This window comes from Williamsia sp. z71 (assembly GCF_059553375.1).
On the sequence record NZ_JCANWX010000015.1, the window covers coordinates 30,308 to 45,460 of the forward strand.

At 66.3% G+C, this 15,153-nt stretch carries 14 protein-coding genes; 7 read left to right on the forward strand and 7 right to left on the reverse strand.

The window, feature by feature from the left end:
* Nucleotide 1 precedes the first annotated feature (1 nt).
* The 4 genes from AC51GR_RS25210 (at nucleotide 2) to AC51GR_RS25225 (ending at nucleotide 4,516) form a co-directional block, all read left to right on the forward strand.
* Nucleotides 2–1,624, forward strand: coding sequence for a LuxR C-terminal-related transcriptional regulator (locus tag AC51GR_RS25210; protein WP_496327397.1), 1,623 nt, complete (start codon nucleotides 2–4; stop codon nucleotides 1,622–1,624).
* A gap of 126 nt (nucleotides 1,625–1,750) precedes the next feature.
* Nucleotides 1,751–2,182 carry an ester cyclase gene (locus AC51GR_RS25215; RefSeq protein WP_496327398.1) on the forward strand — a complete coding sequence of 144 codons (432 nt, stop codon included), beginning with the start codon at nucleotides 1,751–1,753 and terminating at the stop codon, nucleotides 2,180–2,182.
* The gene (locus tag AC51GR_RS25220; protein WP_496327399.1) at nucleotides 2,182–3,357 is read left to right on the forward strand and encodes an acyl-CoA dehydrogenase family protein; all 1,176 of its coding nucleotides are present in this window, start codon (nucleotides 2,182–2,184) and stop codon (nucleotides 3,355–3,357) included. Before AC51GR_RS25215 ends, AC51GR_RS25220 begins: the two co-directional genes overlap by 1 nt.
* A 46-nt stretch (nucleotides 3,358–3,403) precedes the next feature.
* On the forward strand, nucleotides 3,404–4,516 hold the full coding sequence (locus tag AC51GR_RS25225; protein WP_496327400.1) for an FAD-dependent monooxygenase: 1,113 nt from the start codon (nucleotides 3,404–3,406) through the stop codon (nucleotides 4,514–4,516).
* Nucleotides 4,517–4,543: 27 nt separating this feature from the next.
* On the opposite strand, the gene AC51GR_RS25230 is transcribed toward AC51GR_RS25225, so the two are convergent.
* From AC51GR_RS25230 to AC51GR_RS25245, 4 genes are all read right to left on the reverse strand, one after another.
* Nucleotides 4,544–5,287 (reverse strand): SDR family NAD(P)-dependent oxidoreductase, encoded by a 744-nt coding sequence (locus AC51GR_RS25230; protein WP_496327401.1) that lies wholly within the window; start codon nucleotides 5,285–5,287, stop codon nucleotides 4,544–4,546.
* A gap of 11 nt (nucleotides 5,288–5,298) precedes the next feature.
* Nucleotides 5,299–6,321, reverse strand: coding sequence for a phosphotransferase family protein (locus tag AC51GR_RS25235; RefSeq protein WP_496327402.1), 1,023 nt, complete (start codon nucleotides 6,319–6,321; stop codon nucleotides 5,299–5,301).
* Nucleotides 6,318–7,532, reverse strand: coding sequence for an acyl-CoA dehydrogenase family protein (locus AC51GR_RS25240; RefSeq protein WP_496327403.1), 1,215 nt, complete (start codon nucleotides 7,530–7,532; stop codon nucleotides 6,318–6,320). Before AC51GR_RS25240 ends, AC51GR_RS25235 begins: the two co-directional genes overlap by 4 nt.
* Nucleotides 7,533–7,641: 109 nt before the next feature.
* Nucleotides 7,642–8,304, reverse strand: a complete 663-nt coding sequence (locus tag AC51GR_RS25245; RefSeq protein WP_496327404.1) for a TetR/AcrR family transcriptional regulator — start codon at nucleotides 8,302–8,304, stop codon at nucleotides 7,642–7,644.
* A 102-nt stretch (nucleotides 8,305–8,406) separates the two neighbouring features.
* Between AC51GR_RS25245 and AC51GR_RS25250 the strand changes: the two genes are divergently transcribed.
* Nucleotides 8,407–9,678, forward strand: coding sequence for an MFS transporter (locus AC51GR_RS25250; protein WP_496327405.1), 1,272 nt, complete (start codon nucleotides 8,407–8,409; stop codon nucleotides 9,676–9,678).
* On the opposite strand, the gene AC51GR_RS25255 is transcribed toward AC51GR_RS25250, so the two are convergent.
* The gene (locus tag AC51GR_RS25255) at nucleotides 9,617–10,249 is read right to left on the reverse strand and encodes a TetR/AcrR family transcriptional regulator (protein ID WP_496327406.1); all 633 of its coding nucleotides are present in this window, start codon (nucleotides 10,247–10,249) and stop codon (nucleotides 9,617–9,619) included. The genes AC51GR_RS25250 and AC51GR_RS25255 overlap by 62 nt on opposite strands.
* 111 nt (nucleotides 10,250–10,360) lie before the next feature.
* Between AC51GR_RS25255 and AC51GR_RS25260 the strand changes: the two genes are divergently transcribed.
* The gene (locus tag AC51GR_RS25260) at nucleotides 10,361–11,242 is read left to right on the forward strand and encodes an oxygenase MpaB family protein (protein WP_496327407.1); all 882 of its coding nucleotides are present in this window, start codon (nucleotides 10,361–10,363) and stop codon (nucleotides 11,240–11,242) included.
* Between the two features lie 74 nt (nucleotides 11,243–11,316).
* Here the strand turns inward: AC51GR_RS25260 and AC51GR_RS25265 are convergent, their stop codons facing one another.
* Nucleotides 11,317–12,633 carry an alpha-hydroxy-acid oxidizing protein gene (locus AC51GR_RS25265; RefSeq protein ID WP_496327408.1) on the reverse strand — a complete coding sequence of 439 codons (1,317 nt, stop codon included), beginning with the start codon at nucleotides 12,631–12,633 and terminating at the stop codon, nucleotides 11,317–11,319.
* 101 nt (nucleotides 12,634–12,734) lie between these two features.
* Between AC51GR_RS25265 and curA the strand changes: the two genes are divergently transcribed.
* On the forward strand, nucleotides 12,735–13,754 hold the full coding sequence (curA, locus tag AC51GR_RS25270; protein WP_496327409.1) for an NADPH-dependent curcumin/dihydrocurcumin reductase: 1,020 nt from the start codon (nucleotides 12,735–12,737) through the stop codon (nucleotides 13,752–13,754).
* A gap of 78 nt (nucleotides 13,755–13,832) precedes the next feature.
* On the opposite strand, the gene AC51GR_RS25275 is transcribed toward curA, so the two are convergent.
* Nucleotides 13,833–14,888, reverse strand: a complete 1,056-nt coding sequence (locus tag AC51GR_RS25275) for an IS110 family RNA-guided transposase (protein WP_496323328.1) — start codon at nucleotides 14,886–14,888, stop codon at nucleotides 13,833–13,835.
* Nucleotides 14,889–15,153: the final 265 nt, after the last annotated feature.

Consider the following 15,153-nt stretch of genomic DNA (forward strand, 5'->3'; position numbering starts at 1 on the left):
GATGGAGAACGCTCCGGATCCTGGCGGTGAGGCGTTCGGCCGGCTCGCCTGGGAGACGGCGTACCAGCAGCTGTCGGCGGCGGCCAACTATGCACCGCTGGGTGTCGATGATCTCGAACGCCTCGCTGTGACCTCGTGTCTCACGGGGCGTTACGCAGAGAGCACGGGCATGTGGGAGCGGGCACATCAGGTGGCGCTCGCATCGGGTGATGTGGTCCGGGCGGTCCGCTGTGCGGCGTGGTTGGCGTTCGGCTTGATGAATCGCGGCGAGTTGGCACGCGGCGGCGGCTGGGTTTCGCACGCGCAGCGACTGCTCGACGATGCCGGTGCCGACTGTGTGGAGCGGGGATTCCTGCGGTACCTCACCGCGGTGAGGCTCTATTTCGAAGGAGACGCCGACGGCGCTCATCGCGGTTTCGTGCAGGCCTGCGCCACGGGCGAGCAATTCGACGATGCCGAGTTGGTCGCGCTCGCGAGGGTCTGTGTGGCGCGTTGCCAGATCAACCGAGGTCAGGTCACCGAAGGCGTCGCCCTGCTCGATGAGGTGATCGTTGCGATTGCCGCACAGCACGTTTCACCGATCGCCGTCGGCGACATCTATTGCACGGCCATCGACGGCTGCCACGAACTCTTCGACCTCCGGCGGGTACAGGAGTGGACAGCGGCCTTCGGTCGCTGGTGTGAGAACCAACCCGAGCTGGTGCTCTACCACGGGCAGTGCCTCATCCACCGCGCCGAGATGCTGCTGCTGCACGGCCGCTGGGCCGAGGCCGACGACGAGGCCGAACGGGCATTCGACCGGTTGTTCAGTCACCCGGCTGTCGGCGAATCGCTGTACCTGAGGGCCGAGTTGCACCGGCTGCGCGGAGAGCCGGCCGCCGCCGAGGCAGCCTATCGGCAGGCGAACCGTCAGGGACGGCAGCCGCAACCCGGGCTGGCGCTGCTGCGCCTGGCCCAGGGTGATGTGGAGGTGGCCGGCGCCGCGATCCGGCGCGCACTTGCCGAGGCCACAGCACCGCCGGCCCGGGCGGCACTGCTCGCCGGCTACGTCGAGATCGTGCTCGCCGGCGGTGATGCGCTCGCCGCCCGAGCCGGGGCCGACGAACTCGCGGCGCTCGCCACCCGGTGGAACAGCGCCTTCCTGCGCGCCGCGGCCGACCACGCCACCGGCGCCGTACTCCTTGCCGACGGATCACCCGAGCAGGCCCTGATCGCCCTGCGGCGGGCCGTCGCGGGATGGCGCGACTTGGGTGTCCCGTACGAACGGGCCCGGGCCATCGTGCTGATCGGCCGCGCCTGCCATCGGCTCGGCGACTCCGAGGGCGCCGAGATGGAGTTCGCCACCGCCCACGCCCTCTTCGCCGAGCTTCGTGCGGCCACCGACCTCGTCCGACTCAAGGCCACCGCGACGTCTGCCCGGCAGGGCTCGGCGCTCGGGCTGAGCCCCCGCGAACTGGAGGTGCTCGCCCTCGTGGCCACCGGCGCGACCAACCGAGCGATCGCCGCCGACCTCGTGATCAGCGAGAAGACCGTGGCCTCCCATCTGAGCAACATCTTCACCAAACTGGGTCTGTCGTCGCGGGCGGCGGCAACGGCCTACGCGTATCAGCACGATCTCATCTGACCGGCCGCCGCACACTCCGCAGAATCACCCAGACACGCCGCCGGGCCAGAATCGGTGATTTGCCCGATGTGGACGAGCCGCGAGCTTTCGTACGGTTGTTTCAAACCCGCAACCAAGGGAGCCATCATGAGTGACGAGGACATCGCCGTCGTGCGGCGTTTCACCACACAGGGATGCGTCGGCGGCCTGCTCGGTGTGATCGACGAAGTGTTTGCCGAGGACTTCGTCAACCACGACCCGATGCCGGGACATGACACCGGCCGGGAAGGCATGCGGCAGACGATCGCCTTGCTGAATGACGGGCTGTCCGACCGGCGGATGCTGCTCGACGAGTACCGGTCGGCCGGCGACACGGTCGTCGAGAATGCTGCGGTCGGCGCGATCCATACTGGCGAGATGCTCGGGATTCCCGCGTCCGGTACCGAGGTGACGGTGCGCAGTATCGAGATCTGGCGCGTGGCCGACGGCAAGATTGCCGAACGATGGGGTGTGGTCGACGTCGCCGGGTTGCTGGCGCAACTGAGTGCCACCACCGCCTCGGCCGGTGCGGTGTCGTGATGTCCGCCATTGCCGCCGCCCGGCCGCCGTCGCTCGAGGCGGCCGCAATCCTCGACGGCGTAGCAACGCTGGCCCCGACGATCTCCGATCGGGCCCGCGAGATCGAGTCGGCACGACGATTGCCCCCAGACCTGCGCGCGGAACTCGAACAGACCGGTTGTTTCCGGATGCTGTTACCCCGGAGCCACGGTGGGCTCGGTATCGAGTTGCCTTCGGCGATGCAGGTCCTCGATTCCCTGGCGCAGGCCGACGGGTCGGTGAGCTGGACGGTGGGGATCGCCGCAAGCGGCTGGCTCGACGTGAGCCACCTCTCGCGGGCCGCCTTCGACACCCTGTACACCGACGGACCGCAGGTCATCGTCGGCGTCTTCAACCCGAGCGGGGTGGCGATGCGCGAGGGTGATGCCTATCGCGTGAACGGTCGTTGGGCCTTCGCCAGTGGTTGCCAGGACGCCCGCTGGCTGTTCGCCAACTGCCTGGAGGGCGACGGCTCTGACGGCTCAGATCCGCAGATGCGGCTGGTGGTGCTCTCGCCCGAACAGGTCGAGATCGAGGACACCTGGACCGCGTCCGGGCTCTGCGGCACGGGCAGCCACCATTTCTCGGCACGAGACGTGCTCGTCCCTGCCGAGCGTACCGGCCTCATCATGGTCGACGAACCGTGTCTCGACGAACCGCTGTTACGCATCCCCGCACCAGCGGTGTTCGCACTGGAAATCGCCAGTGTAGCAATCGGAATCGCCACCGCAGCACTCACTGACATCATCACCCTGGCGACGCGGAAGGTACCGCTTCTCGGCCCGGCAACGCTGGCGTCCAACCCGCTGTTCCAGCACCAGCTGGGCGTCACCGATGCGAAGCTGCGCGCCGCGCGCAGCCTGTTGTACGCCGACGCCGACTCCGCCTGGGTAACAGCTTTGGCCGACGACGAGTTCACACCCGAGTTTCGGGCTCATCTGCGCGCCGCGTGCACGTGGGCGGTGGCCACTGCGGTCGAGGTGGTCGACACCGCCTACACCGCCGGGGGTGGCACCGCGCTGTACTCCGATCATCCACTCCAGCGCAGGCTGCGCGACGTTCATGCGATCACCCAGCATTTCCTCGTAAAGCTCGACAGCCTCACAACGGCGGGTGCGATACTTGCCGGACAAGACGTCGACCTCACCGTTTTCTGACAAATCCGGTCCACGGGCGTCGTTGTGGGTGACGGAGGTGGTCACCATGCACGGTGACGGAGTACGTGTCCTGATAGTGGGCGCCGGTATCGCCGGTCCTGCCACCGCACGCTTGTTGCATGACTGGGGCGCGTCCGTCGAGATCATCGAGCGAGCCCCGATCCCTGTTCCCGAAGGCACCGGAATCTACCTGCTGGGCAACAGTGTTCGAGCACTCGAGGCGATCGGACTCGCGCGTCCGGTGGCCGGTCTGGCCGCTCACATTTATCGCCAGCGCACCGCCGACCACCGTGGTCGTCTGCTGTTCGACGTCGACGTCGACGAACTCTGGGACGGGATCGGGTCGTGCCTGGCCATGCCCCGTGCCGACCTCCACCGAGTGTTGATCGACGGGGTCGCCGATGTGCCGATCCGGTGGGGTGATTCACCCGCGGTGATCAACTCGGACGGACCGGACATCACGGTGCGAACGACCGCGGGCCATGTCGGCCACTACGACCTCGTCGTGGGCGCCGACGGTGTGCACTCCACGGTTCGCAGGCAAGTTTTCGATGTCGACGCGACCACGCCGGTCGGCCAGTACGCGTACCGCTTCCTCGCCCCGTGGGACGGTCCGCCGGGACTGTGGTCGGTCCGGCTCGGGCCGGGTTCGGCATTCCTGATGATCCCGATCGGGCAGGGTCAGGTGTACTGCTACTGCGACGGGCCGATCAGCGACCCGGCGATCCCGCTGCGAAATGTGTTGTCGGACTATGCCGAACCGGTCCCGACCGTGCTCGATGCGCTGGACAAAAGGGGCCCGGAAGCAGTGCATGCCGGCCCGGTCGAAGAAGTCGTGCTCGACCGGTGGTCGCGCGGCAACGTCCTACTCATCGGTGACGCCGCCCACGCCACCTCACCCAATATGGCCCAGGGCGTCGCAATGGCCCTCGAAGACGCCATCGTGCTGACCGAATCCCTCACGGCAGCCACGAATACCACCGAGGCATTGGCGGCATTCGAACAGCGCCGCCGACCGCGGACGGATTGGGTTCTCGCCCAGACCCACCGCCGCGACCACGCACGCAATCTGCCACCGCTGATCCGCAACGTCGTGCTCCGCGGATTCGGGAAGCGCATCCTGCAGGCCAACTACCGGCCCCTGCGCGGCGCCCCTTGAGTCACAGCGACGACGATCTCGAACTACTCAGGCCCGGCCGAGGTTGGTCCCCGGCCGGCTCAGGACCACACCGGGAAGTACCGCATACCGGGACAATTGGGTCACTGCCATCGCGATCGTCGCAACATCGGCCGCGGTGATCATCTCTTCCGGCGGGATCGCGGTCCAGGACGACATGTCGGTGTTCACATATCCAGGCGAGATCGTCGACGCGGACACGCCGCGGACCGACTCCTCCAGATTGAAGGTCTCGCACAACGAGATCAGCGCGGCCTTGGTCGCGCCGTACGCGGCGAGGTCGGGTTCGGGATGAACTCCGGTGATCGACGCGATGGCGATGACCTTTGCGGCACCGGCCAATTCGGCCGTGCTGCGCAGCGTCGGAAGCAGAGACTGCAACAGCACATATGCCGACCTGACGTTCACCTGATAGAGCTTGTCGAAGCGGCGGGCGGGCAGGTCGCTGATCGGACCCTTCTGGCCCATCCCGGCATTGAGTATCAGCGCGTCGAGCCGGCCGTACTCGGTGGCGTGCACCGCCGCCAGATGCATCAATTCCTCTTCGACGGCCGCGTCGGCGGTGACCACCTCCACCCGCCCCCCGTGTGTGTTCACCAACCGGGTTGCCAGCTCCTGCAACGGCTCCGGACTGCGCGCACTGATCGTCAGGTCCCAGCCGTCGGCCGCGAACCTCGACGCGATCTCGGCACCGATACCCCGTGAGGCTCCCGTCACCAACGCGACTTTGCGACCCTTGTCCTGCTTGACCACCGGAACACCCCTCAGTACTTGTTGTTGATCGCCCGCAGGCCGGCCGCCATGAACTCACCCGTTGCGTTGGCGGCACTTTCGGCACCTTCACCCGACGACGAACCGCTGCGCGCGCGGTGGGTGATGCCCTCACCGATCACGCCGAGCTTGAAGTTCGCCAGCGCCAGATAGAAGTTCCAGTCCGACAACTCGCGACCGGAGACCCTGGCGTAGCGCTCGGCGAGATCGTCCGGCGACGGATAGCGGTCGCTCGTCCAGGCGGCTTCCATCCCGAGCACGGCGTCGAAGACCGGCGCGCGGTAGACGCACATCAGGGCCACGTCGGTCAGCGGGTCCCCCAGCGTCGACATCTCCCAGTCGACCACTGCCTTGATCTTGCCCGGATCACTCGTGTCGAGAATCGTGTTGTCGACCCGGAAATCACCGTGCACGATCGAATTCGTGGTCTGTGCCGGAATCGCTTCACTCAGTGCCGCATACAGTGTGGCGACATCGTCGAGTTCACGGGTCTTCACGTGTTCCCACTGCCGCGCCCACGTCTTGACCTGCCTGGCCACGAACCCGTCCGGGCGACCGAACTCACCCAGGCCCACCGCCTGGTAGTCGACCGCGTGCAGGTCGGCGAGCGCCCGGATCAGGCCGTCGACGTTGCGCTCGATGTCGTCGCCGCTGAGCGCCTCGAGGTCATCGGCGCTGCGCACCACCAACCCGTCCACGAATTCGACGACGGTGAACGGCGCGCCGAGGACCTCACCTTCCTGATCGAAGGCGACGGTGCCGGCCACCGGAACCGCAGTACCCTGCAATCCGTTGGTGACCGTCCATTCTCGATTCATGTCATGCGCCGACGGGGTCAGGCCACCGGTCGGCGGTCGCCGAACCACCCAGTGCGAGTTGTCATCACGAGCAGTGAAGGTCAGATTCGACCGTCCTCCGCTGATCAGTTCGACAACCAGGTCGCCGGTGACCGGAACACCGCTCTCGATCAGGTATGCGCGAAGCCTGGCAACATCCATCCCGGGCAGCGAGGTCATGACACCTTCCCGGCGGCGATGGCCTTCTTGGTCTTGCCCACGGCGCGCTTGGCGATGGCCCAACGATGCACCTCGGACGGACCGTCGTAGATCTGGAACGGGCGGAGCTCACGCTGCAGACGGGCCAGCGGCAGTTCATCGGAGACACCCATGCCGCCGCACATCTGGATCGAACGGTCGACCACGCGGGAGAATGCCTCGGCGCCAAATGTTTTGGCAATCGACGTCTCATCACCCGCATTGGAACCCTGATCGAGGGCCCAGCAGGCCTTGACCAACAGCGCCCGAGCAGCGGCGAGGTCGATCTCGTTGTCGGCCACCATCTTCTGGATCATGCCGAGGTCACCGAGCTTGCCACCGAAGGCCTCACGCTGCGCGACGTAGTTCAGCGCGACGTCATGGGCCCGGTTGGCGCTGCCCATCCAGCGCATCACGTGGGTCATGCGGGCCGGGCCGAGACGCACCTGCGCGTAGCGGTATCCCTCGTCGACCTCACCGAGGACGTCCTCGTCGGGAACGAAGACGTCCCGGAAGGCGACCTCGCAATGTCCGCCGATCATCGCCCGGTCGATCGTGTTGATGTGACGTCCGACGGTGATGCCCGGGGTGCCTGCGGGTGCGAGGAACATCGTGGCCCCGCCGCGATCGCCGGGGGCACCGGCAGTGCGGGCCATGATGATGAAGAATCCGGCGCCGTCGGCTCCGGTGATGAACCACTTGTCGCCGTTGATCTTCCAGCCACCGTCGACCTTGGTGGCGGCGGTGCGCAGGGCTGACGGATCGGCACCGGCACCGGGTGAGGGCTCGGTCATGGCAAACGCCGAACGCTGGTCTCCGGAGGCCAGCGGCGCGAGGTACTTCTCCTTCTGCGCGCCGGAGGCGATGTGGGCGAGCATGTGCACGTTGCCCTCATCGGGTGCACCGATGTGCAGCGCGATGGGCCCGAAGACCGAGTAACCGGCCGCCTCGAAGACCGGGGCTCGGTCCGACATGTTGAAGCCGAGACCGCCGTACTCGACCGGAGCGTGCGGCGCGAAGACACCCGCCTCACGGGCCCGGTCACGCATCTCGAGCCGGCGCTCGTCTCCGCCGGCGGCAGTGATGTCGCCGGCGAACTCGTCCTCGATCGGCAGAACATAGTCGCGGACGAACACACTCGTCTTCTTGACGATGTCCTCGACCTGGGGATCGTAAGAAAGCTGAATCGCCATGGCACCTCCTTGTGCGCGGTGCTCGACGACCCGGAACCGGCCCGACCGAGCGATCGTTCGGTAGGACAACACCGTGCCACGGCGAGACCAGGGCGGTCAAGCGTCCGGCTCATCCGGCGTCGGGTAAAACCCCCACCATCTGCCGTGCGATCAGCAGATATCGCGACACCAACTCGTCGGGACCGAGCCGACCCCGGGGCCGGTACCACGTCGAAACACCCACACACATGGTGGCGACGGCCCGCGCGGCATCCTTGGGATACGGGCCGACGAAGTCCCCCGAGGCCACTCCGGCCTCGACGATGTTGTCCACCATCCGCTGCTGGCGGTCGCGGAGCGCGATGTACTCGAGCCGGAAGTCCGGCTCCAGGCTCCGAATCTCGGTGGAACCGACAAACGCCCGCGCCCGGCGGTACATGTGGAACCGGAGGAGCGATTCGACCACCGCGTCGAACTGTTCCAGCGGGGAAGGTCCGGCCTCGGCCAGCGCGGCCTCCGAACGATCCAGGAGGTCGCTCATCGTCCGTTCGAGCAGGCCCTGCAACAGCGATTGCTTGGACGGGTAGTGGTGATAGAGGCCCGGCACACTGAGCCCGGCGCGGGCAGCGATGTCGCGCACCGACGTGCCGTGGTATCCGTGCTCGGCAAACGCCGCGAGCGCGGCAGCCAGTGGCACAGGGAGGTCTTCCTCGTCCCCGTACTGTCGCCACGCACCGGCGTCCCGCGCATCGTCATCACTGATGTGCGACGTCGGATCGACCCCGGAGTTCATGGATCTCAACCTAGCTTGTCGCGCCGTCGGCCCCATACACACCGCACCGGCGCCCGCATGCCCGATTGGTGATCGGGCCGGATGTTCCGGCAAGCTGACCAAATGCAGGCCGACCCCACCTCCCCCCGGACGGGGCCCGTCGGGATCAGTTCGTCACTGACGCTTCTGTTTGCGCTCACCTGCGGCCTGTCGGTCTCCTCGCTGTATCTCCTGCAACCGGTTCTCGACGAGATCCGCGCGGACTTCGCCGTGAGCACCGCCACTGCGGCACTGGTGGTGACCGCCGCGCAGTTCGGTTACGTCCTCGGCATGCTCCTGCTGGTTCCACTGGGTGACCTGTGGAATCGGAAACTGTTGGCGCCCAGCATGATGACCGCGTCCGCCTGCGCCCTGCTGCTCAGCGGGCTGGCCCCCGGATTCGTCACACTGTTCGCGGCATCGGTCCTGGTCGGGATCAGCGCCGCCACTGCGCAAATCGTCATCCCCTGGTCATCATCTCTGGCACTGCCCTCCGACCGCGGCCGCGTGGTGGGTGTGGTGATGAGCGGCCTGTTGATGGGCATCCTTCTCGCCCGTCTCGTCAGCGGTCTGATCGCCGAATTCGGCGGCTGGCGATCGGTCATGTTCGTCTGCGCCGGACTGATGGCGGTGCTGGCGGTGGTCGTGTACTTCATGACGCCGTCTGATTCCGCCCGGCCACATCAACCGTACGGACATCTGCTGTTGTCGGTGGCCCGGATGGTCCGCACCGAAACGATGCTGCGGCAGCGGATGGCACTCGGGTTCCTCACCATGTTCGGTTTCAGCGCCATGTGGACGTCGACGGCATTCCTGTTGTCCGGCAATCGTGGTGAGCACTTCGACTACTCGGAATCGGCCATCGGCGCGTTCGGCCTGGCCGGTATCGCAGGCGCGGCGGGCGCACCGCTGATCGGCAAGCTCGCCGACCGCGGACATCTGCGCCTGGCGACAACGTCGGCGTGGCTCGTCACCATCGCGGGCTGGTTGCTGCTGGCGTGGCCCGGTACCCCACTGGCCGCCTTCATCATCGGACTGGTGGTGTTCGACCTCGGGGCACAGGCGTCGCAGCTGTCGAACCAGACCGCCATCTACGCCTTGGCGCCCGAGACCCGCAGCCGGGTGACCACCGCCTACATGGTCACGTATTTCACCGGCGCGGTGGCCGGATCGGTGTGCTCGGGGTTTGCTTACGCCGGCGGCGGCTGGGCCACCCTGTGCCTGATCGGCATCGGCGTCTCAGTGCTGGGCCTGCTGCTCTGGATCGGCTTCGACCGCTGGAACAACCACCGGCTCACTGGTGCTGCTCGGCCCGAAGCGGAAACAGCTCCGACACCGCGCCCCACATCATCGTGACGCACAGGTCTATGAGTTCGTCTGTGTTGCAGTTGATCCGACCGTCGATCCAAGCGGACAGGACCTGCCCGAACCCACCGACGTAGAAGTGGGCCGCACCCTGCACCCGGGGTCCGGCATCATCTGCGCCCGAGTTCTGCATCGTCAACGCCGCAAACATCAGGGTGGTGTCCATGCGCTTGCTGGCCAGTTTGCCGCTCAGCAGTGTCTGCGAGAACAGCACCCGCCCCCGCCTGCGGTCGGCGTCGATCCGGTCGACGATGACCCGCACGACCGACGCGATCTGATCGCGGGGCGACCTGCCGCCGGCCAGCACCGCCTCCTGCGCAGCGGTCGCGATGTCGAGGACCACCTCGTCATAGGTGGCCGCGACCAGCGCATCGACATCGTCGAAACTCTCGTAGAAATAGCGGGCCGTCAGACCGGCCTGCCGACAGACCCCGCGCACACTGATCGCCCCGCCGTCGGGCGAACCGAGTATGTCGAGCGCCGCGTCAACCAGCATCGCCCGGCGCCGTTTCACCCGGTCTGCTCCGTTTTCGCCTCCGTACGGGCGTAAGGGGTCAGCCATCCCCCCATCCTCTCACCCCGTGGTGGAGGCGATTGACTTTCGGTCGACAGGTCGGTTGAATCAAACAGACAACGTACGTAGTCACAATGTTCACGGCGGGAAGGGCAGACAATGACGTCTGGGATCACCGATGGAAGTACCGCCCGCTCCGTGGAGCCGTCGGCACCGGTATGGACCCGGGACGAGGCCGACAGCGCTTCCGGTGACCTGCTGGAAATGCCCGGCATCTCGGCTCTCGCCGGCGCCGCGAACGTGATCATGCAACTCGCGCTGCCCGCGGTCGGCTACGGCGTGGCCGAGAGCAAGGTCGACTCCGGCAACCTGTTCAAGCACCCACTCAAACGGGGCCGTACCACGCTGTCGTACCTCGCGGTCGCGGTCAACGGCACGCCTGAAGACCGCAAGGCCTACCGCAAGGCGATCGGCCACGCGCACGCCCAGGTGAGGTCGAGCGAGTCCAGCCCGGTGAAATACAACGCCTTCGATCCGACCCTGCAACTATGGGTTGCCGCCTGCCTCTACAAGGGCTGGGAAGATATGCAGTACCTCTACGGCGATCCCGAAGCGGTCACCGAACAGGCCTACCAACAGGGTGCGCTCATGGGCACCACGCTCCAGATGCCCCGCGATCTGTGGCCCGCGACCCGCGCCGACTTCCAGGTCTATTGGGACACCACCGTCGCCGGACTCGAGATCGACGACACCATCCGCGAGCTGCTGCTCTCCATCTCCAGGTTCGAGTTCCTGCCGCGGCCGATCTCATTCATGATCGGCGGTTATGGCCTGTTCGTCACCACCGGCTTCCTGCCGCCGGAGTTCCGGGACAAGATGGGCCTGGCCTGGCCCGACCGGAACCAGCGGGTGTTCGACGTCCACAACCGCGTCGCCAAGACCGTGGCGACCCGGCTACCGAAGCCGCTGCGCGCCTTCCCTTTCAACGCCTATCTCTGGGATGTCCGGCGCCGGATCCGGACGGGTCGCGCCCTGACCTGATCCGGCGACACGGCCGTCCTGCCGTTGAGCACATACACGCTGACCACCGGTGTCCATTGACAGCGGTTCTCAGTTCAGCCGATCCTCTTCAGCGACGAGGGAGTCAGGTCCGCGACACTTGTGTGGCCCGACAATCCCAGCGTCAGATCCAGTTCGGCGATGATGTTGGCGACCACATCGCGGGCACCCTCGGCGCCCGCCAGGGCCAGCCCGTACATGTGTGGCCGACCAACGCAGACCGCGTCGGCGCCGAGTGCCAGCGCCTTGAACGCATCGGCACCACCGTGAACACCCGAGTCGAGCAACACTTTTGCGCGGCCCTGCACCGCCGCGGCAACATCGACCAGCGCGTCCAGGGACCCGATCGCCCCATCGACCTGCCGGCCCCCGTGGTTGGACACGAGAATCCCGTCGACCCCCAGGTCGACCGCCTGCAGGGCGTCGTCGGGATGCAGGATGCCCTTGAGCACGATCGGTAACGACGTGCGCTCGCGGAGTCCGGCGATGTCGGCCCAACTCAACGACGGCCGTGAATAGATCTCCAGAAATGTCTGCACCGATTCCCGCGGAACGGGCGAAACCAGGTTGCGCACAACATCACCCGGGGTGTTGCGGGCCATCGACACCAGCGACTTGATGGCGCCGGCGGTGATCTGCGGCCGTTCCCGCGGGAGTCCTGCGGCGATCCGCTCTCGGACGATGTCGATGAATCGCGGGTCCGAGGTGTACTGGTCGATCCCGAGCCCCTGGGCGAAGGGCAACGACCCCAGATTGAGGTCTTGCGGACGCCAGCCCAGCATCGTGGTGTCCAGGGTGACGACTATCGCTGCGGCCCCGCATTTTTCGGCACGAGTCAAGAAGCTGTCGACCAGTTCTTCGTCGGTCGACCAGTACAGCTGGTACCAACGCGGCGCCCCGGCGGCAACGTCGTCCATCGCGGCCGCGGTCTGTTCCATCGGCGCGCTGCCCTGGCTCGAGAAGATATAGGGCACGCCGAGTTCGGCTGCGGCGCGTCCGATGTGGATGTCGGCCCGAGGGTAGGCCAGAGCGCCGGCACCAACGGGAGAGAACAGGATCGGCGCCGGCAGCTGCTGCCCGAACAGTTCGGTCGCCAATGTCCGCTTCGAGACATCCCGCAGCATCCGGGGCACGATCGCCCACCGGTCGAATGCCCGGCGATTTGCCGACATCGTCCCGCCGTCACCGGCCCCACCGGCCACATACGCCCAGGCCTTCGGTGACATCCTCTTCTTGGCCGCGCGTTCGAGGGCTTCAAAGTTGGTCGGTACCTTCGGTTTTCGACCGAATACACCGTCCGAGTAGATGATGTTCTGGCGGGCCCGGCCCACCGAATCCGTCCCGCCCACCGAATCTGACTCCTCGCTGCTCATCGCTTCACCGTAGTGACACTACGGTCGCGGGAACAATGGTTGACGGAACACGCCACCACGGGCACGGTGGATGTACACGGTCGATCTCGATGAGGAGACATATGACGAACGCCACCCGGATCGTGCTGGCCGCGCGGCCACACGGTGAGCCCAAGGACTCCGATTTCCGTTTCGAGGAGTTCGGTCTGCGCGAACCACAGGACGGCGAGGTCTCGTTGCAGACGCTCTACCTCTCGCTCGATCCATACATGCGCGGCCGGATGAGCGCCGCGAAGTCGTACGCGCCGCCGGTCGAGATCGGCGACCCGATGGTGGGGGCAACGGTGTCCCGCGTCATCGAGTCCACCGTCGATCGCTTCGCGCCGGGGGATGTCGTGCTGGGTTACGGCGGCTGGCAGACACATTCGGTGGAGCCGGCCAAGCAACTCCGACTCCTCGACCCGAAGACCAACCCCCCATCGACCGCTCTGGGTGTACTGGGCATGCCCGGGTTCACCGCATACGCGGGCCTGCTGACCATCGGCAAACCCCAGCCCGGCGAAACGGTGGTGGTTGCTGCCGCAGCGGGTCCGGTGGGGTCGGCCGTCGGCCAGATCGCAAAGATCAAGGGGGCACGCGCCGTCGGCATCGCCGGCGGCCCCGACAAGGTCTCCTATCTGCTCGACGAACTCGGCTTCGATGCCGCGGTCGATCATCGCGCCGACGACTTCGCCGAGCAATTGGCGGCCGCCACACCCGACGGCATCGACGTCTACTTCGAGAATGTCGGGGGCGCGGTTTTCGACGCCGTCCTGCCCCGGATGAACCTCTATGGCCGCATCCCGGTCTGCGGACTCGTCGCGAACTACAACCTGACGTCGCTTCCCGAGGGACCGGACCGGACCGGGCAGTTGATGGGGATCGTGCTCGCCCAGAGCCTGACGATTCGCGGCTTCATCCAAACCGAGTTCGCCGCCGACCAGATGCCGAAGTTCCTCGACGAGGCCTCCGAATGGGTCGCCGACGGTTCCCTGAAGTACCGGGAAGACATCACTGAAGGCTTCGACAATGTCCTCGACGCGTTCCGTGGCCTCCTCAAAGGCCGCAACTTCGGCAAAGCCCTGGTCCGCGTCGCCGACTGACCGCCCCCAACCCCCCCGAAAGTGTGCCCTTTTGGCGAACAAAACCCCAGGTGGGCACCGCCAAAAGTTGCTCCTATGTCAAGCGGCGGCGGTCTGAATGGCTCGTGGTTGGGGCGCAGTGTCGGTGATCAGGCGTTGATAGACGGTGCGGACCAGGCGGCGTCGGAGTGCTCGGAGGGCTGCGGTGGTGGAGTCGCCGGCGGCGCGGCGTTTGCGGTAGTAGGTGTAGCCGTCGCTGTCTTCGAGTCGGGTTTGGGTCAGGGCGATGCGGTGCAGGGCGGTGGTGAGTTGTCGGTTGCCGCAGCGCGGTAGCCGGACGCGGCCGGCGGTGTTGCCGGACCAGACCGGGATGGGGGCGGTGCCGGCGTAGTTGGCGTAGGCGTCGGCCGAGTGGAAGCGGGCGATGCCGGCGGTTTCGCCGACGATTTTGGCTGCGGTGAGTTCCCCGCAGCCGGGTAGCTGTAGTAGCGAGGGAACCAGTTCGCGGACTCGTTTGCCGATCTCGGTGGCCGTGGTGTTGATCCGGGTGGTCAGGGAGATGATCTCGTCGAGTTCTTCGCGGGCGATGTCGGCCAGCAGTCCGGTCTCGGTGGCCAGCTGTGCGGCGAGGATCTGTTGGTGTTTGTGCATGCTCAGCGAGCGTGGTTTGGGGGCGTAGGCGGGGTTGATTTCATGGACTCGCCACAGCAGTCGGTTGATTGTTGAGGTGCGTTGTGCGACAAACACTTCGCGTCGATCGACTAGTAGACGTATCTCGCGGGATCGGGGGTCGGCGCCGGCGGCGGGCAGGTTCGGTTCGCGCAGCACTGCCCGCGCGACGGCCAGAGCGTCGATGGGATCTGATTTGCCGCGGGTACGTGCCGAGGCACGGGTGTGGGCCATCATTTTGGTGGGTACCCGCACGGCGGTCTGGCCGGCGGTGAGTAGGTCGCGTTCGAGGCGGGTCGACATCTGTCGGCAGTCTTCGATGCCCCAGAGCAGGTCGGTACCGAACTGGGTGTGGGCCCATCGCATCGCGGCATGATGGCCGGCGGTGGTGGCCGGGGCGGTGAGTTGGCCTAGCTTTTTGCCGACGGGATCGACGGCAACAAATGTGTGTGAGCTCTTGTGTACATCGACTCCAACTACAACCATGGTGGTTGCCTCCTGATTTCAGAAACAGGGACCAGGGACGGTTGGGCCGGTCGGTGGGCAATCCTCAGTTGGGGGCGTTGCCACGCTCCTATCAAGCCACATCGGCCGGTCCTTCCCACCTGGTGTTGGCATAACTTTTGCAAGACCAGACATGCGCATCAATGCGATGCCGGCAGGCACATCAAGAGCCAAACACCAGGTGACCAGGACCCAACCACCGCTCAGGCGGCAACACAAGAGTCACACTGAGGGCACATCATCGGGG

What these genes read in the sequence shown, in the direction of transcription:
- AC51GR_RS25210 (WP_496327397.1), top strand. Translation starts at nt 2, where the DNA reads ATGGAGAACGCTCCGGATCCTGGCGGTGAGGCGTTCGGCCGGCTCGCC.
- AC51GR_RS25215 (WP_496327398.1), top strand. Translation starts at nt 1,751, where the DNA reads ATGAGTGACGAGGACATCGCCGTCGTGCGGCGTTTCACCACACAGGGA.
- AC51GR_RS25220 (WP_496327399.1), top strand. Translation starts at nt 2,182, where the DNA reads ATGTCCGCCATTGCCGCCGCCCGGCCGCCGTCGCTCGAGGCGGCCGCA.
- AC51GR_RS25225 (WP_496327400.1), top strand. Translation starts at nt 3,404, where the DNA reads ATGCACGGTGACGGAGTACGTGTCCTGATAGTGGGCGCCGGTATCGCC.
- AC51GR_RS25235 (WP_496327402.1), bottom strand. Translation starts at nt 6,321, where the DNA reads ATGACCTCGCTGCCCGGGATGGATGTTGCCAGGCTTCGCGCATACCTG.
- AC51GR_RS25240 (WP_496327403.1), bottom strand. Translation starts at nt 7,532, where the DNA reads ATGGCGATTCAGCTTTCTTACGATCCCCAGGTCGAGGACATCGTCAAG.
- AC51GR_RS25245 (WP_496327404.1), bottom strand. Translation starts at nt 8,304, where the DNA reads ATGAACTCCGGGGTCGATCCGACGTCGCACATCAGTGATGACGATGCG.
- AC51GR_RS25250 (WP_496327405.1), top strand. Translation starts at nt 8,407, where the DNA reads ATGCAGGCCGACCCCACCTCCCCCCGGACGGGGCCCGTCGGGATCAGT.
- AC51GR_RS25255 (WP_496327406.1), bottom strand. Translation starts at nt 10,249, where the DNA reads ATGGCTGACCCCTTACGCCCGTACGGAGGCGAAAACGGAGCAGACCGG.
- AC51GR_RS25260 (WP_496327407.1), top strand. Translation starts at nt 10,361, where the DNA reads ATGACGTCTGGGATCACCGATGGAAGTACCGCCCGCTCCGTGGAGCCG.
- AC51GR_RS25265 (WP_496327408.1), bottom strand. Translation starts at nt 12,633, where the DNA reads ATGAGCAGCGAGGAGTCAGATTCGGTGGGCGGGACGGATTCGGTGGGC.
- curA (WP_496327409.1), top strand. Translation starts at nt 12,735, where the DNA reads ATGACGAACGCCACCCGGATCGTGCTGGCCGCGCGGCCACACGGTGAG.
- AC51GR_RS25275 (WP_496323328.1), bottom strand. Translation starts at nt 14,888, where the DNA reads ATGGTTGTAGTTGGAGTCGATGTACACAAGAGCTCACACACATTTGTT.